Source organism: Streptomyces sp. NPDC026515 (assembly GCF_055567595.1).
Genome location: NZ_JBVHQD010000017.1, coordinates 163,292 through 189,218, shown reverse-complemented (window position 1 = coordinate 189,218; position 25,927 = coordinate 163,292). Strand labels below are relative to the sequence as shown.

General features: G+C 71.4%; 24 protein-coding genes. 12 read left to right on the top strand and 12 right to left on the bottom strand.

Annotation, left to right across the window (positions count from 1 at the left end):
* Positions 1-57: 57 nt before the first annotated feature.
* Entirely contained in the window at positions 58-1,263 is a 1,206-nt protein-coding gene (locus ACZ4O3_RS31595; protein ID WP_467725471.1) for a sensor histidine kinase, read from the bottom strand.
* A 118-nt stretch (positions 1,264-1,381) separates the two neighbouring features.
* Here ACZ4O3_RS31595 and ACZ4O3_RS31590 point away from each other — a divergent pair, with 118 nt between their 5' ends.
* The gene (locus ACZ4O3_RS31590) at positions 1,382-2,404 is read left to right on the top strand and encodes an SAM-dependent methyltransferase (protein ID WP_467725469.1); all 1,023 of its coding nucleotides are present in this window, start codon (positions 1,382-1,384) and stop codon (positions 2,402-2,404) included.
* A 30-nt stretch (positions 2,405-2,434) separates the two neighbouring features.
* Here the strand turns inward: ACZ4O3_RS31590 and ACZ4O3_RS31585 are convergent, their stop codons facing one another.
* On the bottom strand, positions 2,435-3,586 hold the full coding sequence (locus ACZ4O3_RS31585) for an NADH-quinone oxidoreductase subunit D (protein ID WP_362729932.1): 1,152 nt from the start codon (positions 3,584-3,586) through the stop codon (positions 2,435-2,437).
* Between the two features lie 31 nt (positions 3,587-3,617).
* Here ACZ4O3_RS31585 and ACZ4O3_RS31580 point away from each other — a divergent pair, with 31 nt between their 5' ends.
* Both ACZ4O3_RS31580 and ACZ4O3_RS31575 read left to right on the top strand, forming a co-directional pair.
* The gene (locus ACZ4O3_RS31580; RefSeq protein ID WP_467725468.1) at positions 3,618-4,121 is read left to right on the top strand and encodes a PH domain-containing protein; all 504 of its coding nucleotides are present in this window, start codon (positions 3,618-3,620) and stop codon (positions 4,119-4,121) included.
* A complete protein-coding gene (locus ACZ4O3_RS31575) occupies positions 4,118-5,464 on the top strand; it encodes a PH domain-containing protein (RefSeq protein ID WP_467725466.1) in 1,347 nt (448 codons plus the stop codon). Before ACZ4O3_RS31580 ends, ACZ4O3_RS31575 begins: the two co-directional genes overlap by 4 nt.
* 109 nt (positions 5,465-5,573) lie before the next feature.
* Here ACZ4O3_RS31575 and ACZ4O3_RS31570 read toward each other — a convergent pair whose 3' ends face one another.
* Together ACZ4O3_RS31570 and ACZ4O3_RS31565 are read right to left on the bottom strand one after the other, a co-directional pair.
* A complete protein-coding gene (locus ACZ4O3_RS31570) occupies positions 5,574-6,794 on the bottom strand; it encodes a hypothetical protein (RefSeq protein ID WP_467725464.1) in 1,221 nt (406 codons plus the stop codon).
* 97 nt (positions 6,795-6,891) lie between these two features.
* Entirely contained in the window at positions 6,892-8,007 is a 1,116-nt protein-coding gene (locus ACZ4O3_RS31565) for an alpha/beta hydrolase (protein ID WP_384997166.1), read from the bottom strand.
* Between the two features lie 224 nt (positions 8,008-8,231).
* Between ACZ4O3_RS31565 and ACZ4O3_RS31560 the strand changes: the two genes are divergently transcribed.
* From ACZ4O3_RS31560 to ACZ4O3_RS31535, 6 genes are all read left to right on the top strand, one after another.
* A complete protein-coding gene (locus ACZ4O3_RS31560; RefSeq protein ID WP_467725462.1) occupies positions 8,232-10,073 on the top strand; it encodes a phosphatidylglycerol lysyltransferase domain-containing protein in 1,842 nt (613 codons plus the stop codon).
* A gap of 109 nt (positions 10,074-10,182) precedes the next feature.
* Positions 10,183-11,127 (top strand): dihydropteroate synthase, encoded by a 945-nt coding sequence (folP, locus tag ACZ4O3_RS31555; RefSeq protein ID WP_467725460.1) that lies wholly within the window; start codon positions 10,183-10,185, stop codon positions 11,125-11,127.
* Positions 11,124-11,627 carry a nuclear transport factor 2 family protein gene (locus tag ACZ4O3_RS31550; RefSeq protein ID WP_362719426.1) on the top strand — a complete coding sequence of 168 codons (504 nt, stop codon included), beginning with the start codon at positions 11,124-11,126 and terminating at the stop codon, positions 11,625-11,627. Before folP ends, ACZ4O3_RS31550 begins: the two co-directional genes overlap by 4 nt.
* Before the next feature lie 256 nt (positions 11,628-11,883).
* Positions 11,884-12,243 carry a dihydroneopterin aldolase gene (folB, locus tag ACZ4O3_RS31545; RefSeq protein ID WP_351317714.1) on the top strand — a complete coding sequence of 120 codons (360 nt, stop codon included), beginning with the start codon at positions 11,884-11,886 and terminating at the stop codon, positions 12,241-12,243.
* Entirely contained in the window at positions 12,240-12,851 is a 612-nt protein-coding gene (gene folK / locus ACZ4O3_RS31540) for a 2-amino-4-hydroxy-6-hydroxymethyldihydropteridine diphosphokinase (RefSeq protein ID WP_362719421.1), read from the top strand. Before folB ends, folK begins: the two co-directional genes overlap by 4 nt.
* A gap of 50 nt (positions 12,852-12,901) precedes the next feature.
* The gene (locus ACZ4O3_RS31535) at positions 12,902-13,390 is read left to right on the top strand and encodes a DUF3180 domain-containing protein (RefSeq protein WP_362719418.1); all 489 of its coding nucleotides are present in this window, start codon (positions 12,902-12,904) and stop codon (positions 13,388-13,390) included.
* A 16-nt stretch (positions 13,391-13,406) separates the two neighbouring features.
* Here the strand turns inward: ACZ4O3_RS31535 and folE are convergent, their stop codons facing one another.
* From folE to dacB, 6 genes are all read right to left on the bottom strand, one after another.
* Complete coding sequence (folE, locus tag ACZ4O3_RS31530; protein ID WP_351317708.1) at positions 13,407-14,012, bottom strand: GTP cyclohydrolase I FolE; 606 nt, start codon at positions 14,010-14,012, stop codon at positions 13,407-13,409.
* 143 nt (positions 14,013-14,155) lie between these two features.
* The gene (gene ftsH / locus ACZ4O3_RS31525) at positions 14,156-16,195 is read right to left on the bottom strand and encodes an ATP-dependent zinc metalloprotease FtsH (RefSeq protein ID WP_362719415.1); all 2,040 of its coding nucleotides are present in this window, start codon (positions 16,193-16,195) and stop codon (positions 14,156-14,158) included.
* A gap of 209 nt (positions 16,196-16,404) precedes the next feature.
* The gene (hpt, locus tag ACZ4O3_RS31520; protein ID WP_360492421.1) at positions 16,405-16,965 is read right to left on the bottom strand and encodes a hypoxanthine phosphoribosyltransferase; all 561 of its coding nucleotides are present in this window, start codon (positions 16,963-16,965) and stop codon (positions 16,405-16,407) included.
* 49 nt (positions 16,966-17,014) lie between these two features.
* Complete coding sequence (gene tilS / locus ACZ4O3_RS31515; protein ID WP_362719413.1) at positions 17,015-18,109, bottom strand: tRNA lysidine(34) synthetase TilS; 1,095 nt, start codon at positions 18,107-18,109, stop codon at positions 17,015-17,017.
* Positions 18,110-18,301: 192 nt separating this feature from the next.
* A complete protein-coding gene (locus ACZ4O3_RS31510; RefSeq protein ID WP_362719410.1) occupies positions 18,302-19,435 on the bottom strand; it encodes a zinc-dependent metalloprotease in 1,134 nt (377 codons plus the stop codon).
* A 106-nt stretch (positions 19,436-19,541) separates the two neighbouring features.
* On the bottom strand, positions 19,542-21,185 hold the full coding sequence (dacB, locus tag ACZ4O3_RS31505) for a D-alanyl-D-alanine carboxypeptidase/D-alanyl-D-alanine endopeptidase (RefSeq protein WP_467725455.1): 1,644 nt from the start codon (positions 21,183-21,185) through the stop codon (positions 19,542-19,544).
* Between the two features lie 79 nt (positions 21,186-21,264).
* Between dacB and ACZ4O3_RS31500 the strand changes: the two genes are divergently transcribed.
* Positions 21,265-21,756 (top strand): inorganic diphosphatase, encoded by a 492-nt coding sequence (locus ACZ4O3_RS31500; RefSeq protein ID WP_115906709.1) that lies wholly within the window; start codon positions 21,265-21,267, stop codon positions 21,754-21,756.
* 173 nt (positions 21,757-21,929) lie between these two features.
* Complete coding sequence (locus tag ACZ4O3_RS31495; protein WP_467725453.1) at positions 21,930-23,582, top strand: threonine/serine exporter family protein; 1,653 nt, start codon at positions 21,930-21,932, stop codon at positions 23,580-23,582.
* Between the two features lie 100 nt (positions 23,583-23,682).
* Here ACZ4O3_RS31495 and ACZ4O3_RS31490 read toward each other — a convergent pair whose 3' ends face one another.
* A complete protein-coding gene (locus ACZ4O3_RS31490) occupies positions 23,683-24,579 on the bottom strand; it encodes a DedA family protein (RefSeq protein ID WP_467725512.1) in 897 nt (298 codons plus the stop codon).
* A 156-nt stretch (positions 24,580-24,735) separates the two neighbouring features.
* On the opposite strand from ACZ4O3_RS31490, the gene ACZ4O3_RS31485 reads away from it, so the two are divergent.
* Positions 24,736-25,104 carry a YbjQ family protein gene (locus ACZ4O3_RS31485; RefSeq protein WP_362717362.1) on the top strand — a complete coding sequence of 123 codons (369 nt, stop codon included), beginning with the start codon at positions 24,736-24,738 and terminating at the stop codon, positions 25,102-25,104.
* A gap of 41 nt (positions 25,105-25,145) precedes the next feature.
* Here ACZ4O3_RS31485 and ACZ4O3_RS31480 read toward each other — a convergent pair whose 3' ends face one another.
* On the bottom strand, positions 25,146-25,907 hold the full coding sequence (locus ACZ4O3_RS31480) for a MerR family transcriptional regulator (protein ID WP_384997151.1): 762 nt from the start codon (positions 25,905-25,907) through the stop codon (positions 25,146-25,148).
* Positions 25,908-25,927: the final 20 nt, after the last annotated feature.

The following is a 25,927-nucleotide window of genomic DNA, read 5'->3' as shown; positions in this document are numbered from 1 at the left end:
GTGTTACGGGGATTTCCCCGGGGCGTGACAGGTGTCAACCGGGGGCGTGCGTCTGTGTCAATGCGCCGGTTTGAGCGGCAGCAGAGCACTGATGCGGAATCCTCCGCCGGGTCGGGGCCCCGCGTCGAGGGTGCCGCCGACCATACCGACCCGCTCGCGCATGCCGATCAGGCCGTGCCCCTGGCCGTCGACGCCGCCCTCCTCGTACATCTCGTGCGGGGCGCCCTTGCCGTCGTCCTCGACCAGCAGGCCGAGCCCGTCGTCGAAGTAGACCAGCCGCACGCTGGCGCCCGTGTTGGGCCCGCCGTGCTTGCGGGTGTTGGTGAGCGCCTCCTGCACGATCCGGTACGCCGTGAGCTCGACGCCGCTGGGCAGCGGGCGCGGGGTGCCCTCGACCTTGAAGTCGACGGGCAGACCGGAGGTGCGGCACTGCTCGATGAGGTCGTCGATCTGCTCGACGTCGGGCTGCGGAACGTACTCGCCGACCTCCTTGTGCTCGCCCGTGCGCAGCACGCCCAGCAGGCGGCGCATCTCGGCGAGGGCCTGGCGGCCGGTGGAGGAGATCGTCTCCAGGGCCTTCTTGGCCTGGTCCGGGGCGGCGTCGAGGACGTAGGCGGCGCCGTCGGCCTGCACCACCATCACCGACACGTTGTGAGCGACCACGTCGTGCAGTTCACGCGCGATCCGGGCGCGCTCGGCCGCGACCGCGACCTTGGCCTGCGCCTCGCGCTCCTTCTCCAGGCGGGCGGCGCGCTCCTCCAGCTGTGCGAAGTAGGCACGGCGGGTGCGCATGGAGTCGCCGAGCACCCAGGCGAGCACGAACGGCACCGTCTGGAACGCCACGATGGCCAGGTGCCCCAGGAGACTCGTCCTGTCCTGCGGCCACCGGATCTGCGCCAGCGGCGCGGCGCACAGCCCCGCGTAAAGGGCGAACCGGGACGCCCAGCGCTCGCCGACCGCGGCGACCGTGGCGACGATCACCAGCATGGCGAAGTCGGCGACCGTCGTCTCGACGTCCAGGACCAGCTGGACCAGGCCGGTCGCCGCGGCCAGCAGCAGCATCGGTTCCGGGAACCTGCGGCGCAGGGCGACCACCACGGCCATGACGGCGGACACGGCCAGCATGGCGGCGGTCGAACCGTGGTGCTCGGGCGCCCCGCTGAGGTTCACGGCACTCACGCAGGAAACCGCGAGCAGGACGACGGCCCAGAAGGTGTCGACCCAGGTCGGGTTCCTGCGGAGGAAGTCATAGAGGCGCTGCACGTAACCCAGAGTAGGGAAGCGTGATAGGTGCAGGGGTCAACCGGAGGGCCGATCCCTGTTCCGCACACGTACTCCGCAAGGTGGAGAAGGTGATCACCTGTGCGCCTAGTCTGGCCCGGTGACGGATGAGGCGACGCGAGAGACGGCGGACGACGCCCGTGGCTGGCGTGCGGCCACCGAAGCGGCTCTGTACGGCCCCGGCGGGTTCTACCGCCGCCCGGAGGGACCGGCCGGCCACTTCCGTACCTCGGTCCACGCCTCGCGGCTGTTCGCCGAGGCCGTGGCCGAACTGCTGTGCCGGGTCGACGAGGCCCTGGGCCGCCCCGAGTCGCTGGACTTCGTCGACATGGGCGCCGGCCGGGGCGAGCTGGTCAGCGGTGTGCTCACCGCGCTGCCCGCCGACGTGGCGGCGCGCACACGTGCCTGTGCCGTCGAGGTCGCCGACCGCCCGCCGGGCCTGCCCGACCGCGTCACCTGGCTGACCGAGCTGCCGCGCTCGGTCACCGGCCTGCTCTTCGCCAACGAGTGGCTCGACAACGTCCCGGTCGACGTCGCCGAGGTGGACTCCGCCGGTGTCTGCCGCCTCGTGCACGTCCGGCGTGACGGCGTCGAACTGCTCGGCGAGCGCGTCTCGGGCGCGGACGCGCGGTGGCTCGCGCGGTGGTGGCCGCTGGGCGGCGAACCGGGGCTGCGCGCGGAGATCGGGCTGCCCCGGGACCGGGCGTGGTCCGACGCCGTCGCCTGCGTACGGGCGGGGCTCGCGGTGGCGGTGGACTACGCGCACACCGTGGACACGCGCCCCCCGTTCGGCACACTCACCGGCTTTCGCGCGGGGCGCGCGACGGCGCCCGTCCCGGACGGGTCGTGCGACATCACGGCGCACGTCGCGCTGGACGCGTGTACGGCGCTCGACCCGGCGTACGCCCTCCCGGAAGCGCTCGTCTGTACCCAGCGCGACGCGCTGCGCGCCCTCGGCCTCGTCGGCGCCCGCCCCCCGCTCACGCTCGCCTCCACCCATCCCGCCGCCTATGTACGCGCCCTCGCGAGCGCCGGCGAGGCGGCCGAGCTCACCGCCCCCGGCGGCCTCGGTGACTTCGGCTGGCTGCTGCAGCCGGTGGGCATCGCGAACCCGCTGCTGTGACGCCGGCCCGGCGACGCCCGGCCGCAGGTCCTACTTGTCGATGTCCCCCACGACGAAGAACATCGACCCGAGGATCGCGACCATGTCCGCCACCAGCGTCCCCGGCAGCAGTTCCATCAGCGCCTGGATGTTGTTGAACGACGCCGAGCGCAGCTTCAGCCGGTACGGGGTCTTCTCGCCCTTGCTGACGAGGTAGTAGCCGTTGATGCCGAGCGGGTTCTCGGTCCAGGCGTAGGTGTGGCCCTCGGGTGCCTTGAGGACCTTGGGGAGCCGCTGGTTGACCGGGCCCGGCGGCAGCTCGGCGACCCGGTCCAGGCAGGCGTCGGCCAGGTCCAGGGCGACGTGGGTCTGCTCCAGGAGGCACTCGAAGCGGGCCAGGCAGTCGCCCTCGGTCCGGGTGACCACCCTGAGGGTGTCCCGGAGCTCGCCGTAGGCCAGGTAGGGCTCGTCGCGACGCAGGTCGAAGTCGACGCCCGAGGCGCGCGCGATGGGCCCGCTCACGCCGTACGCGTGCACGGCCTCCGGCGCCAGGACGCCCACGCCCCGGGTGCGCCCGCGGAAGATCTCGTTGCCGAGGACCAGGCCGTCGAAGATGTCCATCCGGGAGCGCACGGCGCGGACGGCGGCACGCGCGCGTGCGGTCCAGCCGGCCGGGAGGTCCTCCTTGAGGCCGCCGACCCGGTTGAACATGTAGTGCATCCGCCCGCCGGAGACCTCCTCCATGACGTTCTGGAGCTCCTCACGCTCACGGAACGCGTGGAAGACCGGGGTGATCCCGCCCAGCTCCAGCGGGTAGGAGCCGAGGAACATCAGATGGTTGAGCACCCGGTTCAGCTCGGCGAGCAGGGTGCGCGTCCACACCGCGCGCACGGGCACCTCCATGCCCAGCATCCGCTCGACGGCCAGGACCACGCCCAGCTCGTTGGAGAAGGCCGACAGCCAGTCGTGGCGGTTGGCGAGCATGATGATCTGCCGGTAGTCGCGCGCCTCGAAGAGCTTCTCGGCGCCGCGGTGCATGTAACCGATCACCGGCTCGGCGGAGACGATCCGCTCGCCGTCCAGCACCAGCTTCAGCCGTAGCACGCCGTGCGTGGAGGGATGCTGGGGGCCGATGTTGAGCACCATGTCAGTGCTCTCCGCGGCGCCGCCGATGCCGACCGTGGTCTCCGTCGTGGGAGTCATGGACCCAGTCTCTCGTACGTACGCTGACCTCATGGAGACGGGGAGCCCGGCCGCTGCCGGGGCGACGGAGACCGAGCCGGTGTGGACGGGGCTGCCGCCCGGCCTGCTGCGGATGCGACGGCTGCTGCTGGTGGTGTGGCTGGGGCTGATCACCCTCGCCGTGGGCCTGCTGCCGGGGCTGCTCGCGGGCCCGGTGTGGGCGGCCTTCACGCTGCTGCCGCTGGCCCTGACGGCCTGGGGCTGGGTGCTGATCGGCCGCAACTGGCGCTCCTGGCGGTACGCCGAGCGCGCCGACGACCTGCTGATCAGCCGGGGCGTGCTGTGGCGCGAGGAGACCGTGGTGCCGTACGGGCGGATGCAGCTGGTGGAGGTGACCTCGGGGCCCGTCGAGCGGTACTTCGGGCTGGCGAGCGTGCAGCTGCACACCGCGGCCGCCGCCACCGACGCCGCCATCCCGGGGCTCGACCCGGCCGAGGCGGAACGGCTGCGCGACCGGCTCACCGCGCTCGGCGAAGCCCGATCGGCGGGCCTGTGACCGCGCCCGGCGTCGACGGCGCCATACGCCCCGGCAAGGCCGTGGGCGAGCGGCGGCTGCATCCCGTGACGCCGTTCCGGCGGGCGTGGGCGCCGGTCGCGGTGCTCACCGGCTGGGCGGTGCACGACCCGAACCAGGCGCAGGAGCAGCTGACGAAGCTGACCACCACCATGCTCCTGGCCGGACTCGCCGTCCTGGTCACGGCGGGCGCGCTGTACGGCCTGCTGACCTGGTGGTTCACCTACTTCGCGGTGACCGACAGCGAACTGCGCATACGCACCGGCCTGGTGTTCCGGCGCACCGCGCACATCCGGCTGGAGCGGATCCAGGCGGTCGACGTGACCCAGCCGCTGCTCGCGCGCGTGGCGGGCGTCGCCAAGCTGCGCATCGACGTCGTCGGCACCGACAAGAAGGACGAGCTGGCCTTCCTGGCCCAGGGCGAGGCGCGTGCGCTCCGCGCGGAGCTGCTGGCGCGCGCCGCGGGCTTCGCACCCGAGACGGCACGAGAGGTCGGCGAGGCGCCGGCGCAGGAGCTGATGCACGTGCCCCCGGGCAAGCTCGCGCTCTCCCTCGCGCTGACGGGCGCCACCTGGGGCTCCCTGGCCGCCGCCCTCGTCGTCCCGCCGGTGCTGTGGCTGGCCACGCACAGTGTGTGGACGGTCCTCGCCACGGCCGTACCGCTGCTCGGCGCGGCGGCCACGACCAGTGTGGGGCGGTTCGTCGGGGAGTACGACTGGACGGTCGGGGAGTCCCCGGACGGGCTGCGCATCGACCACGGGCTGCTCGACCGGACGCACGAGACGGTGCCACCCGGGCGGGTGCAGACCGTGCGGATCGTGGAGCCGCTGCTGTGGCGGCCGCTGCGCTGGGTGCGGGTGGAGCTGGACGTGGCCGGGTCGGCGAACTCGGTGCTGGTGCCGGTCGCGCCCCGCACGGTCGCCGAGTCGGTGGTCGCGCGCGTGCTGCCCGGTGTGACGGTGCCCGGCGAGCTGCCCCGGCCGCCCCGGCGGGCCCGCTGGTGCGTGCCGTTGTGGTGGCGCGGGTACGGGCTCGCGGTCACGGAGACCGTGTTCGCCGCACGGCACGGGCTGCTGCGCCGGCGCCTCGCGCTGGTCCCGCACGCCAAGGTCCAGAGCGTACGGCTGACGCAGGGCCCCTGGGAGCGGCTGTGGCGGGTCGCGGACGTCCATGTGGACACGGGGGCCGGCAAGACCGTGACGGCCCGGCTGCGGGACGCGGAGGCGGCCGCGTCGCTGCTCCGGGAGCAGGCCGAGAGGTCCAGGACGGGCCGCCGGTCGGCACGCCCGGACCGCTGGATGGCGAACGGCCCCGGGAACGCCTGAGCCGGGGCACCCGCTGGGCGCCCCGCCCCGGGAACGCCTGAGCCGGGGCACCCCGCCCCGGGAACGCCTGAGCCGGGGCACCCGCTGGGCGCCCCGGCTCAGGACCGGCTCAGGAGGCGGCGCTGCGCAGGCCCCCGATGTTGATCTGCTCGGTCTCGTCGTGCGCGGTCAGGTCGATGACCTGGCCGACGCCCCGGGTCTCCGCGTCGGCGGGCTTGAACTCGGCCTCGGACTCGGCCTTGTGGAGCGCGAGCGCCTCCTGGCCCACGACGTCCGCGAGGTCCTCGTTGTGCATGGACTCCAGTCCCTCGGCGGGCGCGCCCTTCTGGGTGCCGAAGAAGTCGAAGCCACCGGTGACCAGCGGACGCGGGATGGGCGCGGCCGGCAGCACGGCGACCGCGGTCGGCACGGTGAAGTGGCCCCTGGGCTGCACGGACTTGACGGACGGCGCCGGCGTGGCGGGCATGTCCTGCTCCGCGGGCGCGGGGGTGGTGTCCGCCGGCTCGGCGGTGGTGAAGGCGGCCGCGCGCGTGTGCCCGTCGGCCGCCTCGGGCTGCCCCTGTTCCTCGTCCTCCGGTGCGGACTCGCCCTTCGGCGCCTCGGGTACGGCGGCCGTCTCCGTCGCGCCCTCGGTCCCGGTGTCGGCGTCCGTCCCGGTCTCCGGGGCCTCGCCCTCGTCGAAGCGGGCCAGTGCCACCTTGGCCCGCAGGAACAGCTGGGAACCCTCCGGGGAGAAGACCTTGGGGGCCGTCTCCCCGGCCTCCCGCTCCTCGACGGCCTCCCGCTCCTCTGCCGCCGCCCGCTCCGCGACGGCCTCCGCGAGCTCCTCGGCGTCTTCGGAGGTCCGGGCGGCCGGCAGCTCGTTGGACGGCGTGACGGCCTCGATCTCCAGCAGGCGGCGGCCCTCCAGGGCGCTCGCGCGCTCGGTCTCCGCCGTGGCGTAGCGGCGCAGCAGGGAGGCGTGCTCGTTGCGCAGCCCGGCCAGCTCCGTCCGCTTCGCGCGCAGCCGCTGCTCCAGCTTGGCGCGCAGCTCCCGCGACTCCTCGAGGTCGGTCTCCAGCTCGGCGATCCGCTCCTCGTGGCGCCACTCGTCACTGGCACGCGCGCGTGACAGGTCGGCCACCTGCTTGCCCGCCTCGCTGTCCCAGCGGCGCATGACGGCGGCACCGACGGCCGCGGTCGCCGCGGCTATCGCGGCCAGCGTGCGCAGGGCCGTCGGTTGGGAGAACAACCAGGGGCCCAGCGCGCAGACGAGGGAGACACCGGCGATCGCCGAGGGAGGCAACAGCCTGTGCAAAGGCGGGGAATGACGGTGACGTCCACGTGGCATGGCCAGAAACTTACCGCGCGTAGGCGAATCGTGGTGCCCCGGGCCGTAAAAACACAGCGACAACGAAGTCTTCGCACGGCGTCACCGGGCGCCGTGCTCAGCGGTCGCTCAGCCGGCCGCTGATCCACTCCAGCGTCGCGGGGATCTCACGGCGCCAGGTGTTGAAGTTGTGGCCGCCGCTGTCGAGGATGATCGACGAGATCCGGGTCAGGTTCGTGGCCTGCACACTCGCGATGAATCTCAGCGTGGCCCGGTAGTTGGTCTCTCCGGCTTTGCTGCTGGTGACCAGCAGGGAGGTGTCCGGTGCGGGCTCGTGCTTCAGGAACCACCAGAGGTTCGCGCGGTTCTGGAGCTTGCGGTCGCCCTGGAAGAGGTCACCGGTCGTGGCGTCCAGGGGCGCCTTGTACGACGCGGAGAGCCCGGCACCGGCCGCGTACACGCCGGGGTGGTGCATCGCGAGTTTCAGCGCGCAGTACCCGCCCGTCGAGTCGCCGACGATCCCCCAGCCGCCCGGCTTTGCGGCGGCCCGGTAGTGGGCGCGCACGGCGTCGGGCAGGTCCCTGGCGAAGAAGGTCTCGGTCTGCGGTCCGCGCGGGACGTCCACGCACTCGGTGTCCCGGGGCGGCGCGACGGTGGGCCGCAGCATCACCAGGATGGTCGGCCGCATCCGCCCGTCCTTGACCAGGTGCTGTGCCGTGCGCGGGTAGTGCAGCTTGTCGACCAGCGCCCGCGCGGTGCCGGGGTAGCCGCTGAGGACGACCACCACCGGGAACGTCCGCGTGCGGTACCGCGGCTGGAAGTACTCCGGCGGCAGGTACACGTAGGCGGGCGTGGTGATGTGGGTGGTCGGGCCGACTATGCCGACCTGCTGGATCTGACCGGACGTCCGGGGCAGCGAGCCGCCCATGCCGTGCACCTGGGAGGTGGCCATCAGCTGGACCGGGCCGGCGCCCGCGTGGTCGACGACGACGCCCTGGTCGGTCTCCGTGCCGAACAGGTCCGCCCAGCTCGCGTAGAAGCCGAAAGCCTGGTTGACGGCTATCCCGAGGCACGCGAAGAGTGCCAACTGGGTGGCCAGCAGGAGGCCGACGCGACCGCTGACGGATCGCCAGTTCCGGCGCGCCAGCCGGGGCCACAGCCACACCGTGCCTGCGAACAGCAGTACGGCCAGTAGGATCGCCGACGCCAGCGTCTTGTCGCTCGTGAGTCCCATGAGGTGTTTCCCGCCTGCGCTTTCCCCCGTGACGACCGCCGCTTTAAGCGAGCCTTGCCCCGGACTTTCCTCGGCCTTTGACCCGGCTTTCCGGTGGGGAGTGAACCTCTCCACCCAAGACACCGTCCTAGAGGGCGCAATGTCGCCGGATGCCCGAATCGGCACCGGGTCCAAGGTCTCTCGCGGAACTACGGGATGCGATGTCTGTCAGGATAGATGCGGAAATGTCGGGCGGGGTTCCGGGCCGATCAAGCCGGGCGCGGCGCATAGTCCGTGGTCCGCGCCCTGAGGCGGTCCCCGCACTGGTCGGCAGGGCATGCGCGGTCGTGGGTGTCCTGGACATCGCCGCGGGGGTGTTCCCGCGCTTCCGGCACAGCCGTATGCACGCCATGGCCGAGGTACTGCCCGGGTCGCTGGGGCCGTTCGCGGCGGCGCTCTCGCTCAGCGTCGGCGTGCTGTTGCTGCTGCTCGCGCACGGGCTGAAGCGGCGCAAGCGCCGGGCGTGGCGGGCCGCCGTCGCTCTCCTGCCGGCCGGCGCGGTGTCGCAGTTCGTGTACCGGCACTCGGTCATCGGGGCCCTGATCTCGCTGGCGCTGTTCGTGCCCCTGGTCCTCCACCGCGACGAGTTCAAGGCGCTGCCGGACCCGCGCAGCCGGTGGCGCGCGCTCGCCAACTTCGTGCTCATGAGCGCCGGTTCGCTCGCGCTCGGGCTGGTCGTCGTCAGCGCCCACCCCAAGCGCACGATCGGCGACCCGAGCCTGGCCGACCGCATCACGCACGTCCTGTACGGCCTGTTCGGCTTCGAGGGCCCCGTCGACTACGAGGGATCCACCTCCTGGACGGTCGCCTTCTCGCTCGGCGCCCTCGGTCTGATCACCGCGGTCACCACCGTCTATCTCGCCTTCCGCCCGGAACACCCCGCCGCGCACCTCACCACGGAGGACGAGGTCAGACTGCGTGCCCTCCTCGAGAAACACGGCGCGCGCGACTCCCTCGGCCACTTCGCGCTCCGCCGCGACAAGGCGGTCGTCTTCTCGCCCAGCGGCAAGGCGGCGGTGACCTACCGCGTGGTCTCCGGCGTGATGCTCGCCAGCGGCGACCCGATCGGCGACGTCGAGGCCTGGCCCGGCGCCATCGAACGCTTCATGGACGAGGCCAAGGCCCACTCCTGGACCCCCGCCGTGATGGGCTGCTCGGAGACGGGCGGCGAGGTGTGGACCCGCGAGACCGGCCTGGACGCCCTCGAACTGGGCGACGAGGCGGTGGTGGACGCAGCGGATTTCTCGCTCGCCGGACGCGCGATGCGCAACGTGCGCCAGATGGTCAAGCGCATCGAGCGGGCCGGCTACGAGACCCGGGTGCGGCGCATCCGTGACCTCGGCGAGGCCGAGCTGGACCGTATCCGCCGGGCGGCGGAGGACTGGCGCGGCACCGACACCGAACGCGGCTTCTCGATGGCGCTCGGCCGCATCGGCGACCCCACCGACGGCGACTGCCTGATCGCCACCGCGCACAGGATCGAAGGGGCGGCGGTGGGAGACGGGTGGGCAAACGAGACACCCGGTCCGTACGGCGACCTCAAGGCGATCCTGCACTTCGTGCCCTGGGGCACCGACGGCGTCTCCCTCGACCTGATGCGCCGCGACCGGTCGGCGGACCCCGGGATGAACGAACTGCTCATCGTGGCCGCCCTCCAGGCCGCGCCGAAGCTCGGCATCGCCCGGATCTCGCTCAACTTCGCGATGTTCCGCTCGGCGCTCGCGCGGGGCGAGAAGATCGGCGCGGGCCCGGTGCTGCGCGCCTGGCGCGGACTGCTGGTCTTCCTGTCGCGCTGGTTCCAGATCGAGTCGCTGTACAAGTTCAACGCGAAGTTCCAGCCTCGCTGGGAGCCGCGCTTCGTGGTCTACCGGGCCTCCGGCGACCTCCCCCGGATCGGCCTCGCCGCCATGCAGGCCGAGGGCTTCGTCAACCTCGCCCTCCCGCTGCCGCGCTTCCTGCGCCGCGGTGCCCCGGCCGCCCGCCCCTGCCCGCACGCCGTCGCCGAACGGGACGTCCGGGCGGCGTGACCCCATGACCGGCCCGAGCGGCCCCCTCCCCTCCAGCCCGGGGGCTCCGCTCGGGCCCGCCCGCAGGCCGTCCGGCGGGCGGGCCATTTCCTGGGCCTACGCTGAACGTATGAGCAACCACAGCGGACGTGGCCAGGTGACAGGGCTTCCGGCATGGGACCGGTGCGCCGTCATGGGGGTCGTGAACGTCACCCCCGACTCCTTCTCCGACGGCGGCCGCTGGTTCGACACGACGATCGCGGTCAAGCACGGCCTCGACCTCGTCAGCGAGGGCGCCGACCTCGTCGACGTCGGCGGTGAGTCCACCCGCCCCGGTGCCACGCGCGTCGACGAGGACGAGGAGCTGCGCCGCGTCATACCGGTGGTCCGCGGTCTCGCCGCCGAGGGCGTGGTCGTCTCCGTCGACACCATGCGCGCCTCCGTCGCCCGGCAGGCCCTGGCCGCCGGCGCGGCCCTCGTCAACGACGTCAGCGGCGGCCTCGCCGATCCCGACATGATCCCCGCCGTCGCCGCGTCGGACGCGCCCTTCGTCGTCATGCACTGGCGGGGCTTCCTGGACGGCGGCAACGTCAGGGGGGTGTACGACGACGTCGTCGCCGAGGTCCTCGACGAACTGCACGCGCGCGTGGAGGCGGTCCTGGCCGGCGGCATCTCTCCCGACCGCGTCGTCGTCGACCCGGGTCTCGGCTTCTCCAAGGACTCCGAGCACGACCTGACCCTGCTCGCCCACCTCGACCGGCTGCACGCCCTGGGGCACCCGGTCCTCGTCGCCGCCTCCCGCAAGCGGTTCCTCGGCCGGGTCCTGGCAGGGCCCGAGGGAGCGCCCCCGCCGGCCCGTGAGCGCGACGCGGCGACGGCCGCCGTGTCCGCGCTCGCGGCGCACGCCGGCGCGTGGGCGGTGCGCGTGCACGAGGTGCGCGCCACGGCGGACGCGGTACGCGTCGCGCGCGCGATAGAAGGCGCGCGCACCGAAGCGAACACGCCGGGCGCGCACGCCTTGCAGGCCTCACACGCTCCGCAGCACCTCCCCCACCGCGCAGAAGGAACCCGGTGAGCGCCCCCCACACCGACGTCGAGCAGGTCGAGGCCGCCAACACCGCCTTCTACGAGGCAGTCGAGCGGGCGGACTTCGAGGCGGTGTCCGGCCTCTGGCTCACCCCCGCCGACCTGGGCGTCGACGAGGAGTACCACGATCCGGCGGACACCGGCGTGGTGTCCTGCGTGCATCCGGGCTGGCCGGTGCTGACCGGCCGCGGGGAGGTCCTGCGGTCGTACGCGCTGATCATGGCGAACACCGACTACATCCAGTTCTTCCTGACCGACGTGCATGTCTCCGTCACCGGTGACACCGCTCTGGTGACCTGCACGGAGAACATCCTGAGCGGTGGCCCGGCTCCCACCGGCGGGCAGGAGCTCGGCCCGCTGGTGGGACAGCTGGTCGTCGCCACGAACGTGTTCCGGCGTACCCCGGACGGCTGGAAGCTCTGGTCCCACCACGCCTCGCCGGTGCTGTCCGAGACCGGTGAGGACGAGGACGAGGACACGCCCTCCTGAGCGGCCCGCCCGGTCCATGCGGTCCGAGTGGCCCAAGAGTGGCTGGAATCACGAACTCACCGGTAGGTGCGGCCACCGGCCCGTGAGCCGCCGGGTTCTCCCGGGGAAACACACGATGAACCCTGGCGACCCCGGCGTGGGCCGCCGCCCCGTGCCCCGGCACTGTCAGTGCCCGCAGGTAGATTCGTCTGAGGCCGGTCGATCGCCCGCACGCGAAGCGACCTCGCCGTTACCGACGATTGCAGGAGTGATTCGCGTGGATCGTGTCGCGCTGCGCGGCCTGAAGGCCCGCGGGCACCACGGTGTCTTCCCCAAGGAGCGCGAGGAGGGCCAGACCTTTCTCGTGGACCTCGTCCTTGGCCTGGACACCCGGCCGGCGGCGGCCGACGACGACCTGACGAAGACCGTGCACTACGGCGTGGTGGCCGAGGAGGTCGTCGCCGTGGTCGAGGGCGAGCCGGTGAACCTGATCGAGACGCTCGCCGAGCGGATCGCCCAGGTCTGCCTCAAGCACGAGGGGGTAAGAGAGGTCGAGGTCCAGGTACACAAGCCGGACGCGCCCATCACCGTCCCCTTCGACGACGTCACCGTCACCATCACCCGGAGCCGAGTATGACCGCATCCTCTTTGCGGGGTCCCAGCGACCCGACCGTCCAGCCGGTGCCCGCCTCCGTCGTCGAGCAGGTCGACGCCGCCGACACCACCCTCTCCAACCCCAGACGGGCCGTGGTCGCCCTCGGCTCCAATCTCGGCAACCGCCTGGAGACGCTGCAGGGCGCCATCGACGCCCTGGAGGACACCCCGGGCGTCCGTATCAAGGCCGTGTCTCCGGTGTACGAGACGGAGCCGTGGGGCGTCGACCCCGGCAGCCAGCCGACGTACTACAACGCGATCGTGGTGCTCAAGACCACCCTGCCGCCGTCCTCGCTGCTGGAGCGGGCGCACGCGGTGGAGGAGGCGTTCAACCGGGTGCGGGACGAGCACTGGGGCCCGCGCACCCTGGACGTCGACATCGTCGCGTACGCGGACGTCGTCTCCGACGATCCGCAGCTCACCCTTCCGCACCCGCGCGCCCACGAGCGTGCCTTCGTGCTGGCCCCGTGGTACGACATCGACCCCGAGGCCCGGGTGCCCGGCCGCGGCGCGGTCGCCGACCTGCTGGCGGCCGTGACCCGGCACGGCGTGGAAGCACGTGCGGACCTGGAACTCCGACTGCCCGAGTAGTCGTTAAGGTCGACACGACCACATCGCTGCGGGGGAGCTGAAGGAAGACAGTGAAAGAGCTGCGGATCAGGGTGCTGGCCGGCGTGTTCGTCGTGGCCGGGGTGCTGTCCTGGGCGGGGGCCCGCCTGTGGAACTCGGTGGGGACACTGCCCAGCGTGCCGGTGGCCGCTCCGATCGTCCTCGCCCTGATCGCCGTGGTGCTGCTCGCCACGGCGCTCTCGCTGCGCGGCCGCCTCCGCGCCCAGCGCGAGCGGCGCCCGGGAGCCAAGGGCGTCGACCCCCTGATGGCCGCGCGCGCGGTCGTCTTCGGCCAGGCCAGCGCCCTGGTCGCGGCCCTGGTCGCCGGCATGTACGGCGGTACGGGCCTCTTCCTGCTGGAACTCCTCGACCTCCCCGCGCGCCGCGACCAGGCTCTCTACGCGGCCTTCTCGGTGGTCGCCGGCATCGGTGTCATAGCGGCGGCGGTGTTCCTGGAGCGGGTGTGCAAGCTCCCCGAGGACGACGACAACCAGCACGGCGGAGCCGAGCCGGTCGCCTGAAGCCCCGCCCGCGGAGTCAGCGCGCCAGTATCAGGCTCATCGCCTCGGCGCGCGTCGTGGCGTCGCGGAGCTGGCCGCGGACCGCCGACGTGGTCGTCTTGGCGCCCGGCTTGCGGATCCCGCGGACCGACATGCACATGTGCTCCGCCTCGACCACGACGATCACACCCCGGGCCTCCAGGATCCTCATCAGGGAGTCGGCGACCTGCGTGGTGAGCCGCTCCTGCACCTGGAGACGGCGGGCGAACACCTCGACGAGGCGCGCCAGCTTCGACAAGCCCGTGATCTTGCCGGTCTCCGCCGGGATGTAGCCGACGTGGGCGACCCCGTGGAACGGCAGCATGTGGTGCTCGCACAGACTGACGATCTCGATGTCCTTCACCAGGACCATCTCGTCGTGCCCCAGATCGAAGGTGGTCGTCAGGACCTCTTCGGGCTGCTGGTGGTTGCCGGCCAGCAACTCGCGGTACGCCCGCGCCACCCGCGCCGGAGTCTCCCGGAGCCCTTCGCGGTCGGGATCCTCGCCGACCGCGATCAGGAGTTCGCGTACGGCGTTCTCGGCACGCTTCTCGTCGAATTCGCCGATGGTGCCCTCGCCGTCCAGCGTCACGGGGTCGGTCATCTGGGGTGCCTCGTTCCTTAGGGGGGCGCTTGTGGGTCACGCGCCTCATATGCGGGCCATGCAGGCATACCGAAAGCCGCGCCCCCCAGGCTAGATCCTGGGGGGCGCGGCATCCATTCCGAGCCGGGTGAGACCGGTGTGACTCAGCTCTCGGGACGGTCCTCCGGGGCCTTCTCGACCGCCGGGGCGGGCTCGGCCGCCGTGGACTTGGCCGTGCTGATCGCCGGCGTCGCGCCGTTCGCCCCGTTGGTCAGTGCGAGCTCCTTCGGGGAGAGCACCGGCGGGCGGGTGGACGGCGTACGGCGGGAGGAGCCGGTCCACGCGGGCCGCGCGGGCCGCTTGTGGATCGCGGCGAAGATCTCGGCGATCTCCTCCTTGCCCAGCGTCTCCTTCTCCAGGAGCTGGAGCACCAGGTTGTCGAGGACGTCACGGTTCTCGACCAGGATCTCCCAGGCCTCGTTGTGCGCGTTCTCGATGAGCTTCTTGACTTCCTCGTCCACCAGGGCGGCGACCTCTTCCGAGTAGTCGCGCTGGTGGGACATCTCACGGCCGAGGAAGGGCTCGGTGTTGTCGCCGCCGAACTTGATCGCGCCGAGACGCTCGGTCATGCCGTACTGCGTGACCATCGCGCGGGCGGTGGTCGTCGCCTTCTCGATGTCGTTGGCGGCGCCGGTGGTCGGGTCGTGGAAGACCAGCTCCTCGGCCGCGCGGCCGCCCAGCATGTAGGCGAGCTGGTCGAGCATCTCGTTGCGCGTGGTCGAGTACTTGTCTTCGTCGGGCAGGACCATCGTGTAACCGAGGGCCCGGCCACGGGACAAGATCGTGATCTTGTGGACCGGGTCGGAGTTCGGGGAAGCCGCCGCGACCAGGGCGTGACCGCCCTCGTGGTACGCGGTGATCTTCTTCTCCTTGTCCGACATGATCCGGGTCCGCTTCTGCGGACCCGCGACCACACGGTCGATCGCCTCGTCGAGCATCTGGTTGTCGATGAGCTTGCGGTCGCTGCGGGCCGTGAGCAGCGCCGCCTCGTTCAGCACGTTCGACAGGTCCGCACCGGTGAAGCCCGGGGTACGGCGGGCGACCGCCGCGAGGTCGACGTCGGGCGCGACCGGCTTGCCCTTCTGGTGGACCTTGAGGATCTCCAGACGGCCCTGCAGGTCCGGCGGGTCGACCGCGATCTGACGGTCGAAACGGCCGGGGCGCAGCAGCGCCGGGTCGAGGATGTCGGGCCGGTTCGTCGCGGCGATGAGGATCACACCGCCCTTGACGTCGAAGCCGTCCATCTCGACGAGCAGCTGGTTCAGGGTCTGCTCGCGCTCGTCGTGACCGCCGCCGAGGCCGGCGCCACGGTGCCGGCCGACCGCGTCGATCTCGTCGACGAAGACGATCGCCGGGGCGTTCGCCTTGGCCTGCTCGAAGAGGTCGCGGACCCGGGAGGCACCGACACCGACGAACATCTCGACGAAGTCGGAACCGGAGATCGAGTAGAAGGGCACCCCGGCCTCGCCGGCGACGGCACGCGCGAGCAGCGTCTTGCCGGTGCCGGGACGGCCGTAGAGGAGCACGCCCTTGGGGATCTTGGCGCCGACCGCCTGGAACTTGGCCGGCTCCTGGAGGAACTCCTTGATCTCGTGGAGCTCCTCGACGGCCTCGTCACAGCCCGCGACGTCCGAGAACGTCGTCTTCGGGGTGTCCTTGGTGATGAGCTTCGCCTTGGACTTGCCGAAGTTCATGACCCGGGAGCCGCCGCCCTGCATCTGATTCATCAGGAACAGGAAGACGACCACGATGAGGACGAAGGGGAGCAGGGAGAGCAGCACACCGACGAAGGCGTTCTGCTTGGTCGGCGAGACGGTGTAACCGTCGGGGATCTGCTTGTCCTGGTACTTGGTCTGCAGCGTGTTGGCGATGGTCACGCCCTGGTCGCCGATGTAGCTCGCCTGGATCTTCGAGCTGCCGTCGACCTTCTGACCGTCCTTGAGCGTGACCTTGATGGTCTGCTCGTCACCGGTGGTCAGCTTCGCCGATTCCACCTTGTTGTCGTTGATCGCCGCCACGACCTGGCCGGTGTCCACCGTCTTGTAGCCGCCGGACGAGCCGACGACCTGCATCAACACGACCACGGCAAGGACGGCCAGCACGATCCACATGACCGGCCCACGGAAGTATCGCTTCACGTCCATCCATACGGAGCGGTGTCGCCCCGTCCCTCCTGCCATAGTGAGTTTGATAAGACAGTTCTTCTGACGGTACCCCAGCATTGTCGCCCGAAGCCGCACGAAGCTGCGCGGACGACTGGTGAAACCCGTCTCTGCATGCTCCAACGGCGCGAAACCCGCTGGGGTTCCCGTTCGTCTTACGCAAGTGGACCCTCCGGCGTATCAGCCGGGGTTCAGCCGCCGTAGACGTGGGGCGCGAGCGTACCGACGAACGGGAGATTGCGGTACTTCTCGGCGTAGTCGAGGCCGTAGCCGACGACGAACTCGTTGGGGATGTCGAACCCGACCCACTCGACGTCGATGGCGACCTTGGCCGCGTCCGGCTTGCGCAGCAGGGTGCAGATCTTCAGGGTCTCGGGCTCGCGGGAGCCGAGGTTGTTGATCAGCCAGGACAGGGTCAGTCCGGAGTCGATGATGTCCTCGACGATCAGGACGTGCTTGCCCTTGATGTCGGTGTCGAGGTCCTTGAGGATCCGCACCACACCGGAGGACTGGGTGCCCGCGCCGTAGGAGGACACGGCCATCCAGTCCATGGTGACGGGGGTGGACAGCGCCCGGGCGAGATCAGCCATGACCATCACGGCGCCCTTGAGGACGCCGACGATGAGCAGGTCCTTGCCCGCGTACTCCGCGTCGATCTTCGCGGCCAGCTCGACCAGCTTCGCGTCGATCTCTTCCTTGGTGATGAGTACCCGCTGGAGATCGGCACCCATGTCTTTCGCGTCCACCCGCATCACTTTCGGTCGTCCCACCGGCGGAGCCCGGACCCCGGAGGGTGCGGATTCAGCCTTGCCGGATAACCAGTCTGCCACCCTGCCGCTGGGCGACGACCTTGCCAGGGAGATTGATCACTCCCTGACCGCGCCAGCCGGTGATCAGCCGGTCGACTTCCTCGATGTGCCGGGCGAAGAGCGAACCGGCCGGTGCGCCCGCCTCGATGGCCGCCCGGCGCAGGATCCGGCGGCGGACGGCGGGTGGCAGGGCGTACAGCTTCGCGCACTCCAGCAGACCCGCGGCGTCCCGTACGGAGGCCTCGGCCTGTCTGGCCCAGGTGTCGAGGGCGTCGGCGTCGTCGCGGGAGAGCTGGGCGGTGCGGGCGAGAGCCTCGACGACACCTTTGCCCAGGGCCTTCTCCAGGGCGGGCAGGCCCTCGTGGCGGAGCCGGGAGCGGGTGTAGGCCGGGTCCGCGTTGTGCGGGTCGTCCCAGACCTGCAGGGACTGCGCCATGCAGGCCTTGCGGGCGGTCTGCCGGTCGAGCTGGAGGAACGGGCGTCGGTAACGGCCGCCGGCCCCCGAGACCGCGGCCATTCCGGACAGGGAGCGGATGCCCGAGCCGCGGGCGAGGCCCAGCAGGACGGTTTCGGCTTGGTCGTCCCTGGTGTGGCCGAGCAGGACCGCGGTGGCGCCGTGCCGCTCGGCGGCGGCGTCCAGGGCGGCGTACCGGGCGTCCCGGGCGGCGGCCTCGGGGCCGCCCTCGCGGCCGACGGTCACGGGGATCGACTCGACCGGGTCCAGGCCGAGTTCGCGCAGCCGGACGACGACTTCCTCGGCCCGCAGGTCGGAGCCGGGCTGGAGGCCGTGGTCGACGGTGACGCCGCCCGCGCGCACGCCGAGTTTGGGTGCCTCGAAGGCGAGGGCGGAGGCGAGCGCCATCGAGTCGGCACCGCCGGAGCACGCCACGAGGACGAGCGGGGAGGGGGGCCGCTCGTTCGGTGACTGTTCCGGGATGTCTCCGACGGGGCGCGTGAGGCGCGCGACAATGCGCCCACCGGCGTGTTCACCGGTGGTACGGCTGTGGCAACTGCTGTCGGTGAGGATGTCGTGGAGGACGCGGCGGACCGCCAGGCGTATCGCCGCGACCGCAGGATGGGGACCCATGTCCGGTTCCCTTCATGAAGTTTTCGGGGGTTGTAACCCGAGATCGGTCACTCAGAGTGTGTCGATGGTGACAGAAACGGGCCGTTCCCCGAGCATCGCACGCCTACCCATCGCTCACGGTCCCTCGGACGGGTGATTGGAGGGGCGTTCGCCTGCCGCGGGCAGGACCCGATTCACCACGCCCTCGCGCGTTCACGACTCGGCCTTGCGATGCACCCGTGCGACCCAGTCCGCCGGTTTGGCGATCTCGGCCTTCGTCGGCAGGGTGTTCGGGGAGGTCCACACCCGGTTGAAGCCGTCCATGCCGACCTGTTCGACGACGGCCCGCACGAACCGCTCGCCGTCCCGGTACTGCCGCAGCTTGGCGTCCAGGCCGAGCAGTTTGCGCAGGGTCATGTCCAGCCGGGAGGCGCCCTTGGCCCGTCGCTGCTGGAACTTCTCGCGGATCTCGGCGACGGTCGGCACGACCGCGGGCCCGACCCCGTCCATGACGAAGTCGGCGTGGCCCTCCAGCAGGGACATGACGGCGGTGAGCCGGCCGAGGATCTCGCGCTGGGCCGGGGTCTGCACCAGTTCGACGAACGACCGTCCGCCGTCGTCCTCCTCGGTCTCGGGGCGACCGCCGGCGAGCGACTGGGCGGCGTCCCGGACGCGTTCGAGGACGGTCATCGGGTCGACGTCGGTCTCCGAGAGGAACGCCTGGATCTCGCCCTCCAGATGGGCGCGCAGCCAGGGCACCGCCGAGAACTGGGTGCGGTGCGTCTCCTCGTGCAGGCACACCCACAGGCGGAAGTCATGGGGCTGTACGTCGAGTTCGCGCTCGACGTGCACGATGTTCGGGGCGACGAGCAGCAGCCGTCCGCCGCCGTGCTCGTCCGCGGGAAGGTCGCGGGAGGCGGGGGCGAAGGTCTCGTACTGGCCGAGCACCCGCGACGACAGGAACGACAGCAGCATGCCGAGTTCCACGCCGGTGACCTTGCCGCCGACCGCACCGAGGACCGCACCGCCGGGACTTGCGGCCCGTCGTTCCTGCATCTTGTCCAGCAGCGGCTTGAGGAGCTCGCGGAACCCGGCGACGTTGGCCTTCACCCAGCCAGGGCGGTCCACCACCAGGACGGGGGTGTCGTGGATGTCGTCGCTCCCCATACGAGTGAAGCCCCGGACATGTTCCTCCGAGGCCTTCGCGTGCCGCCGCAGCTCCGCGACGATGACCCGGGCCTCGTCGCGGCTCACCTCGGGTCCCGGCCGCACGAGCCGGGTCGCGGTCGCCACCGCGAGATTCCAGTCGACCATCCCAGAAGAAGCAGCGCCACCGATGCTCGTCATGCGTCAACCGTACGTTAGCGCTCCCACTTGGGGCAGGCCGTGGAGGTTGGTGAGGTTGGCGTGACTTGTGCGGTGGGGCGGGGTTCGGGGCTTGCGCGGACGTGGTTCACAGCCCCGCCAGTGCCGTCGCCGTCCGGTCCAGCGCCTCCTGGGCCTCCTGCGGACTCGTGGTGTCCGCCGCGAGGAAGGCGAACGCCAGCAGACGGCCGTCCTTGTCCACGACGGTGCCCGCGAGGGTGTTGACCCCGGTCAGGGTGCCGGTCTTCGCGCGTACGACGCCTGCCGCGCCGTCCGTGTACCGGGTGCTCAGGGTGCCCGTGAAACCCGCCACGGGCAGTCCGGTGAGGACCGGACGCAGACCCGGCCGGTCCGCGTCGGCGGCCTTGACGAGCAGGGCGGTGAGCAGGTTCGCCGTCAGCCGGTCGTCCCGGTTCAGGCCGCTGCCGTCGTGGAAGCCGGCGCCGGTCATCGGCAGGCCCAGTGCGGCCAGTTGGGCGCGGATCGCGTCCGCTCCCCCGGCGAAGCTGGCCGGCCCGCCGCTCGCCAGCGCCGTCTGGCGGGCCAGTGCTTCGGCGATGTCGTTGTCGCTGTTGGTCAGCATGCGCTCGACGATCGCGGACAGCGGGGGCGAGGAGACGGTGGCGAGGGTCTCGGCCCGGCTGCCCGCCTTGGAGGTGCCGTGCGAGGAGGTCTTGATGCCGGCCTCCGTCAGGAAGCCGGCGAACTTCTGCGCGGCGTCGGCCGCGGGGTCGCCCACCCGGGTCACCGGGCCCTCGGCGGAGCCGTCGGTCCGGGCCTCGTCGGCCATCAGGGGGCTCACGCGCGCGAGGTTGTCGTTGACACCGATGGGGTGCAGGTCGGGGCCGCTGTAGAGGGTCGTGTCGTACGAGAGCGTGATCTGCTTGATGCCCCGCGCGGTCAGCGATTTCGCCGTCTCGGTGGCGAGCACGCGCAGGCTGGCCCAGCCGTCCGCCTTCCTGCGGGCGGTCAGGGTCGGGTCGCCGCCCCCGACCAGGACGACCTCCCGGGTGCCGGGTTCGAGGGCCACGCGCGTGGTGATGCGATGGTCGGGGCCGAGGGCGGACAGAGCCGCGACGGCGGTGGCGATCTTGGTGGTGGAGGCGGGGGTGAGGGCCGTGTCGGCGGCGGTGCCGTACAGACGTCTGCCGGTGGCCACGTCCACGACCACGGCGGTGTGGGTGCCGCCGAGCGCGGAGACGTCCAGGAGGGGGCCCAGGAGGTCCGTGACGGCCGTTCCGGTGATCCCGGCCGGCTCTCCGCTCGGCGCCGACTTCACGGTGTTGGTGGCGGCGCCCAGGCCCGTCAGGACGGATCCGGCGCTGGGTGCGGGGCTGGGCTCCCCCTTGGCGGTGTCGGAGCCGTGATCTGCGCCACCCGCCCGTTCCGGGGCGGCGGCCCGGTCCCGCTCGGCCGTACGCTGACCGTTGGCGTCCCAGGGGCCCGCCGCGGTCACCGCGCCGGCGGCCAGCGCGAGCCCGGCCGTGGCGGCGCCCGCGGTGTACTGCCAGGTCCTGAGACTCGAGGGACGAGGGGGGCGGGCCGGACCGGCCGGCCGGGTTCCGCTCGCACGCGTGATGCGCGCAAGCCGCGGCCCGACTGCTCGCGCAAACCGCTTGACCTGCGGTTTCGTGGCAGCCACCACGCGTGCCAGACCCGGTTGCACGGCGCCCGCGATCTTCCGCACACGCGGTTTCGCGGACTGCCAAGGCCTCAGCTCTGGCACGACCACCAGCCCCTTTCGCGATCACACACCAGCGTGAGGGACACTTAACCACCAGAACTATGTGTTGATCATGGAGGAGCCACCGGTGGAGTTCGACGTCACGATCGAGATCCCGAAGGGTTCGCGGAACAAGTACGAGGTGGACCACGAGACCGGTCGGATCCGCCTGGACCGTCGCCTCTTCACCTCGACCGCCTACCCGACCGACTACGGATTCGTCGAGAACACCCTCGGCGAGGACGGCGACCCGCTGGACGCTCTGGTCATTCTTGACGAGCCGACGTTCCCGGGCTGCCTCATCAAGTGCCGCGCCATCGGCATGTTCCGGATGACCGACGAGGCCGGCGGCGACGACAAGCTGCTGTGCGTCCCGGCCACCGACCCGCGCGTGGAGCACCTGCGCGACATCCACCACGTGTCGGAGTTCGACCGCCTGGAGATCCAGCACTTCTTCGAGGTCTACAAGGACCTGGAGCCCGGCAAGTCCGTCGAGGGCGCCAACTGGGTGGGCCGGGTCGACGCCGAGGTGGAGATCGAGCGGTCGTACAAGCGCTTCAAGGAGCAGGGCGGTCACTGAGCCAGTCCGCACACGAAAAACGGGCCGCACGCACGCGTGGGGCCCGTTTTTCAATATCCGCTCGCCTGCCCGCCGCATGTCCGCCGGCCCGGTGGGCAGGTTTTTGTGGCCGCTGCGTGGTCACGCGCATACTGAGGCGTACGTGAAGTTGTCGTTCAGGGAGCGTTACGACGGTGACGGAGGAGGAGGACCGCAAGCCCCGGTCGGACGAGGCGCGGTACGACCCGGAGATCACGTCCGAGTTCGCCCTTCCGGCGGGCATCGCGGTCCCCGAGGCCGGTGTCGAGCCCGAGACCACGTCCGAGTTCGCGGTGCCGAAGGGGCTGGCGACGCCGCAGCCGGCGGCCGGCGAGCCGGAGGGCTCTGCGTTCAGCATGCCGAGCGCCTACAGCGCCCACGACGTCACCGCCTTCACGCCCGCCTCCGGGTTCCCGACGGTCAGTCTCGTCAAGGACGCGCCCTGGCAGGACCGGATGCGCACGATGCTGCGCATGCCGGTGGCCGAGCGGCCGGCCCCGGAACCTGTGCAGAAGACCGAGGAGGACGGGCCCGCCGTTCCGCGCGTGCTCGACCTGACGCTGCGTATCGGGGAGTTGCTGCTGGCGGGCGGTGAGGGCGCGGAGGACGTGGAGGCCGCGATGTTCGCGGTCTGCCGGTCGTACGGACTCGACCGCTGCGAGCCCGGCGTCACCTTCACGCTGCTGGCGATCTCCTATCAGCCCTCGCTTGTCGACGACCCCGTGACGGCGTCCCGGACGGTGCGGCGGCGCGGGACCGACTACACGCGTCTGTCCGCCGTCTTCCGGCTCGTGGACGACCTCACCGACCCCGAGACCCATGTCTCCCTGGAGGAGGCCTACCGACGGCTCGCGGAGATCCGCCGTAACCGGCACCCCTACCCCGGCTGGGCCCTCACCGGCGCGAGCGGGCTGCTCGCCGGGGCTGCCTCGGTACTCGTCGGCGGTGACGTCCTGGTCTTCGTGGCGGCCGCGATCGGCGCGATGCTCGGCGACCGGCTGGCGTGGCTGTGCGCGGGGCGGGGGCTGCCGGAGTTCTACCAGTTCATGATCGCGGCGATGCCGCCGGCCGCGATCGGGGTCGCCTTCGCGCTCGCCCACGTCGACGTCGCGGCGTCCGCCGTCGTCACCGGTGGACTCTTCGCACTGCTGCCCGGGCGGGCCCTGGTCGCGGGCGTCCAGGACGGGCTCACCGGCTTCTACATCACCGCCTCCGCGCGGCTGCTCGAGGTCATGTACTTCTTCGTCGGCATCGTCATCGGGGTGCTGACGATCCTGTACTTCGGCGTGAAGCTGGGCGGCCGGCTCAATCCCGACGCGACGCTGCCCGGCTCCGAGCGGCCGCTGCTGCAGATCGCCGCGTCGATGGTGCTGTCACTGACCTTCGCCGTGCTGCTCCAGCAGGAACGATCCACCGTGCTGGCCGTGACCCTCAACGGCGGTGTGGCCTGGTGCGTCTACGGCGCGATGCACTACGCCGGGGGGATCTCACCGGTCGCCTCCACGGCCGCGGCCGCCGGGCTGGTGGGACTGTTCGGACAGTTGCTGTCGCGGTACCGGTTCGCTTCCGCGCTGCCCTACACGACCGCGGCGATCGGGCCCCTGCTGCCGGGGTCGGCGACCTACTTCGGGCTGCTGTCGATGGCCCAGAACGAGGTCGACAAGGGGCTGGTGTCGCTGGCCAAGGCGGCGTCGCTCGCCATGGCCATCGCCATCGGGGTCAACCTGGGGTCGGAGATCTCACGGTTGGGGCTGCGGGTGGGCTCCGCCCGGAAGCGGCGGGCGGCGAAGCGGACGCGGGGGTTCTGAGCGGCCGTTCACGAGGAGGCTCGGGCAGAGACGGCCACTGCGGCTCCGTCGTGACTCGTCGCGCAGTTCCCCGCGCCCCCAAAAGCAGCCGGTGCTGCGCTCACGGTGCTCGGTAGTGGTCCTCGGCGTACGGGTTGTACTGCTGGCCGTAGCCGTTCTGGTCGTAACCGTTCTGGTCGTAACCGTTCTGGTCGTAGTACGGGTGCTGCTGGCCGTACTGCTGCTGAGGCTGCGGCTGCGGCTGCGGCTGCTGGCCGTACTGCTGCTGGGGCTGCTGCGGGGTGTACGCCGGCTCGATCCTGCGGAGCTGGGTCGTCGCGTCGTCCATCATCGGCGGGGCGGGGTGCTGCTGGAGCGGCTGCGGCGCCGGCGTCGCCTTCTTGCCTTTCGAGCGGGCCCGCAGGAACTCGATGGCGATCGGGATCACCGAGACGAGGACGATCAGGATCAGTATCGCCTCGATGTTGTTCTTGACGACGTCGATCCCGCCCAGCCAGGAGCCGAGCAGGGTGACACCGGCTCCCCACAGGACACCGCCGATGACGTTGAACACCAGGAACGAGCGGTAGGCCATGCCGCTGACGCCGGCGATGATCGGCGTGAACGTACGGATCACCGGGACGAAGCGGGCCAGGATCAGCGACTTCGGGCCGTGCTTCTCGAAGAACTCGTGCGCCTTCTCGACGTTCTCCCGCTTGAAGAGGCGGGAGTTCGGGCGGTTGAAGAGCGACGGGCCGACCTTCTTGCCGAACATGTAGCCCGCCTGGTCGCCGAGGATCGCGGCGATGCAGATCAGGGCGATCGCGCCCCACAGCGGGAAGTCCATCTGGTGGGAGGTGATCAGCAGACCGCAGGTGAACAGGAGCGAGTCACCGGGCAGGAAGAAGCCGATGAGCAGGCCGGACTCGGCGAAGACCACCAGGAGCAGGCCCCAGATGCCGAACGAGTCGAGAAGTTTGTTCGGGTCCAGCCAGCTCGGGCCGAGGGCCAGCGTCATCGCGGTTCCGGTCGTCACGGTTCCGGGCTCCTGTGGGGTGAAGGCACAGCGGGTTCCTTGTGCGGCCGCACAAAGCTATCAACGCAATGTGTCCGCCCCAGGTTCCACCGGTGGAACCTGGATGCACTGTGCCTCGCCTGGGGAACAGCTGTGGACATGGGTATCGAAGAATACGGCGGCGGTCAGGGGCCCGAGCCCGACGTGCTGGTGGTCACCACGAACGATCTGCCCGGATACCGGGTGCGGGAGGTCCTCGGCGAGGTCTTCGGGCTGACCGTGCGCTCCCGGCACCTGGGCAGCCAGATCGGCGCGGGTCTGAAGTCGATGATCGGCGGAGAGCTGAAGGGCCTGACGAAGACACTCGTCCAGACCCGCACCCAGGCGATGGAGCGGCTGGTGGAACAGGCACGCGCGCGTGGCGCCAACGCCGTGCTGGCCTTCCGGTTCGACGTGACCGAGGCTGCGGACGCGGGCACCGAGGTGTGCGCGTACGGCACGGCGGTCGTCGTCGACAGGCAGGACTAGCTAGGACCCGCCCCCCGGCCAGGGCCTGGACGGACACCGGGTCACGTCGTGCGGCGTGCCGCGTTCGCCTCGATCGCCGCCTTCAGGTGTTCGGCCAGGCCCGGGGCCATCGAGTCGTAGAACGCCTTGAAGCGCTCGTCGGACACGTACATGCCGGCGAGAGCGCGGTGCATCTCGTACGGGCAGTCGTAGAACCAGGACGAGATGTGCCGCCGGTGTTCCTCGGCCATGTCCATGGCCGGTGCGCCGGCCGGCGGCTCGGCCCCGTTCACCAGGGCGGCGTAACGCTCGCCCCATTCGTCGGCCTCGGCCTTCATGCGCTGCCAGTCGGCCTTCGTGTAGCGGGCGGCCCGGCGCTGCGACTCGGCGTAGGCCTCGGTGCCGCCCCAGCGCTGCTCGGCCTCCTCGGCGTACCGCTCCGGGTCCTTGTCGCCGAAGACCTCGAAGCGTTCCTCGGGGGTGAGGTTGATGCCCATCCTGCGTGCCTCCATGGCGTGTTCCACGGCCGCGGCCATCCTGCGCAGTTTCTCGATCCGGGCGGTCAGCAGGTCGTGCCGGCGGCGCAGGTGCGCGCGCTGGTCCGCGTCCGGATCGTCGAGCAGCGCCGCGACCTCGTCGAGCGGGAAGCCGAGCTCCCGGTAGAACAGGACCCGCTGCAGCCGGTCGAGGTCGGCCTCGCCGTAGCGCCGGTGCCCGGCGGGGCTCCGCTCGCCCGGGACCAGCAGGCCGATCTCGTCGTAGTGGTGCAGCGTGCGCACGGTGACGCCGGCGAACCGGGCGACCTGTCCGACGGAGTAGCTCACTTCCGCTCCTTTCCGTGCTC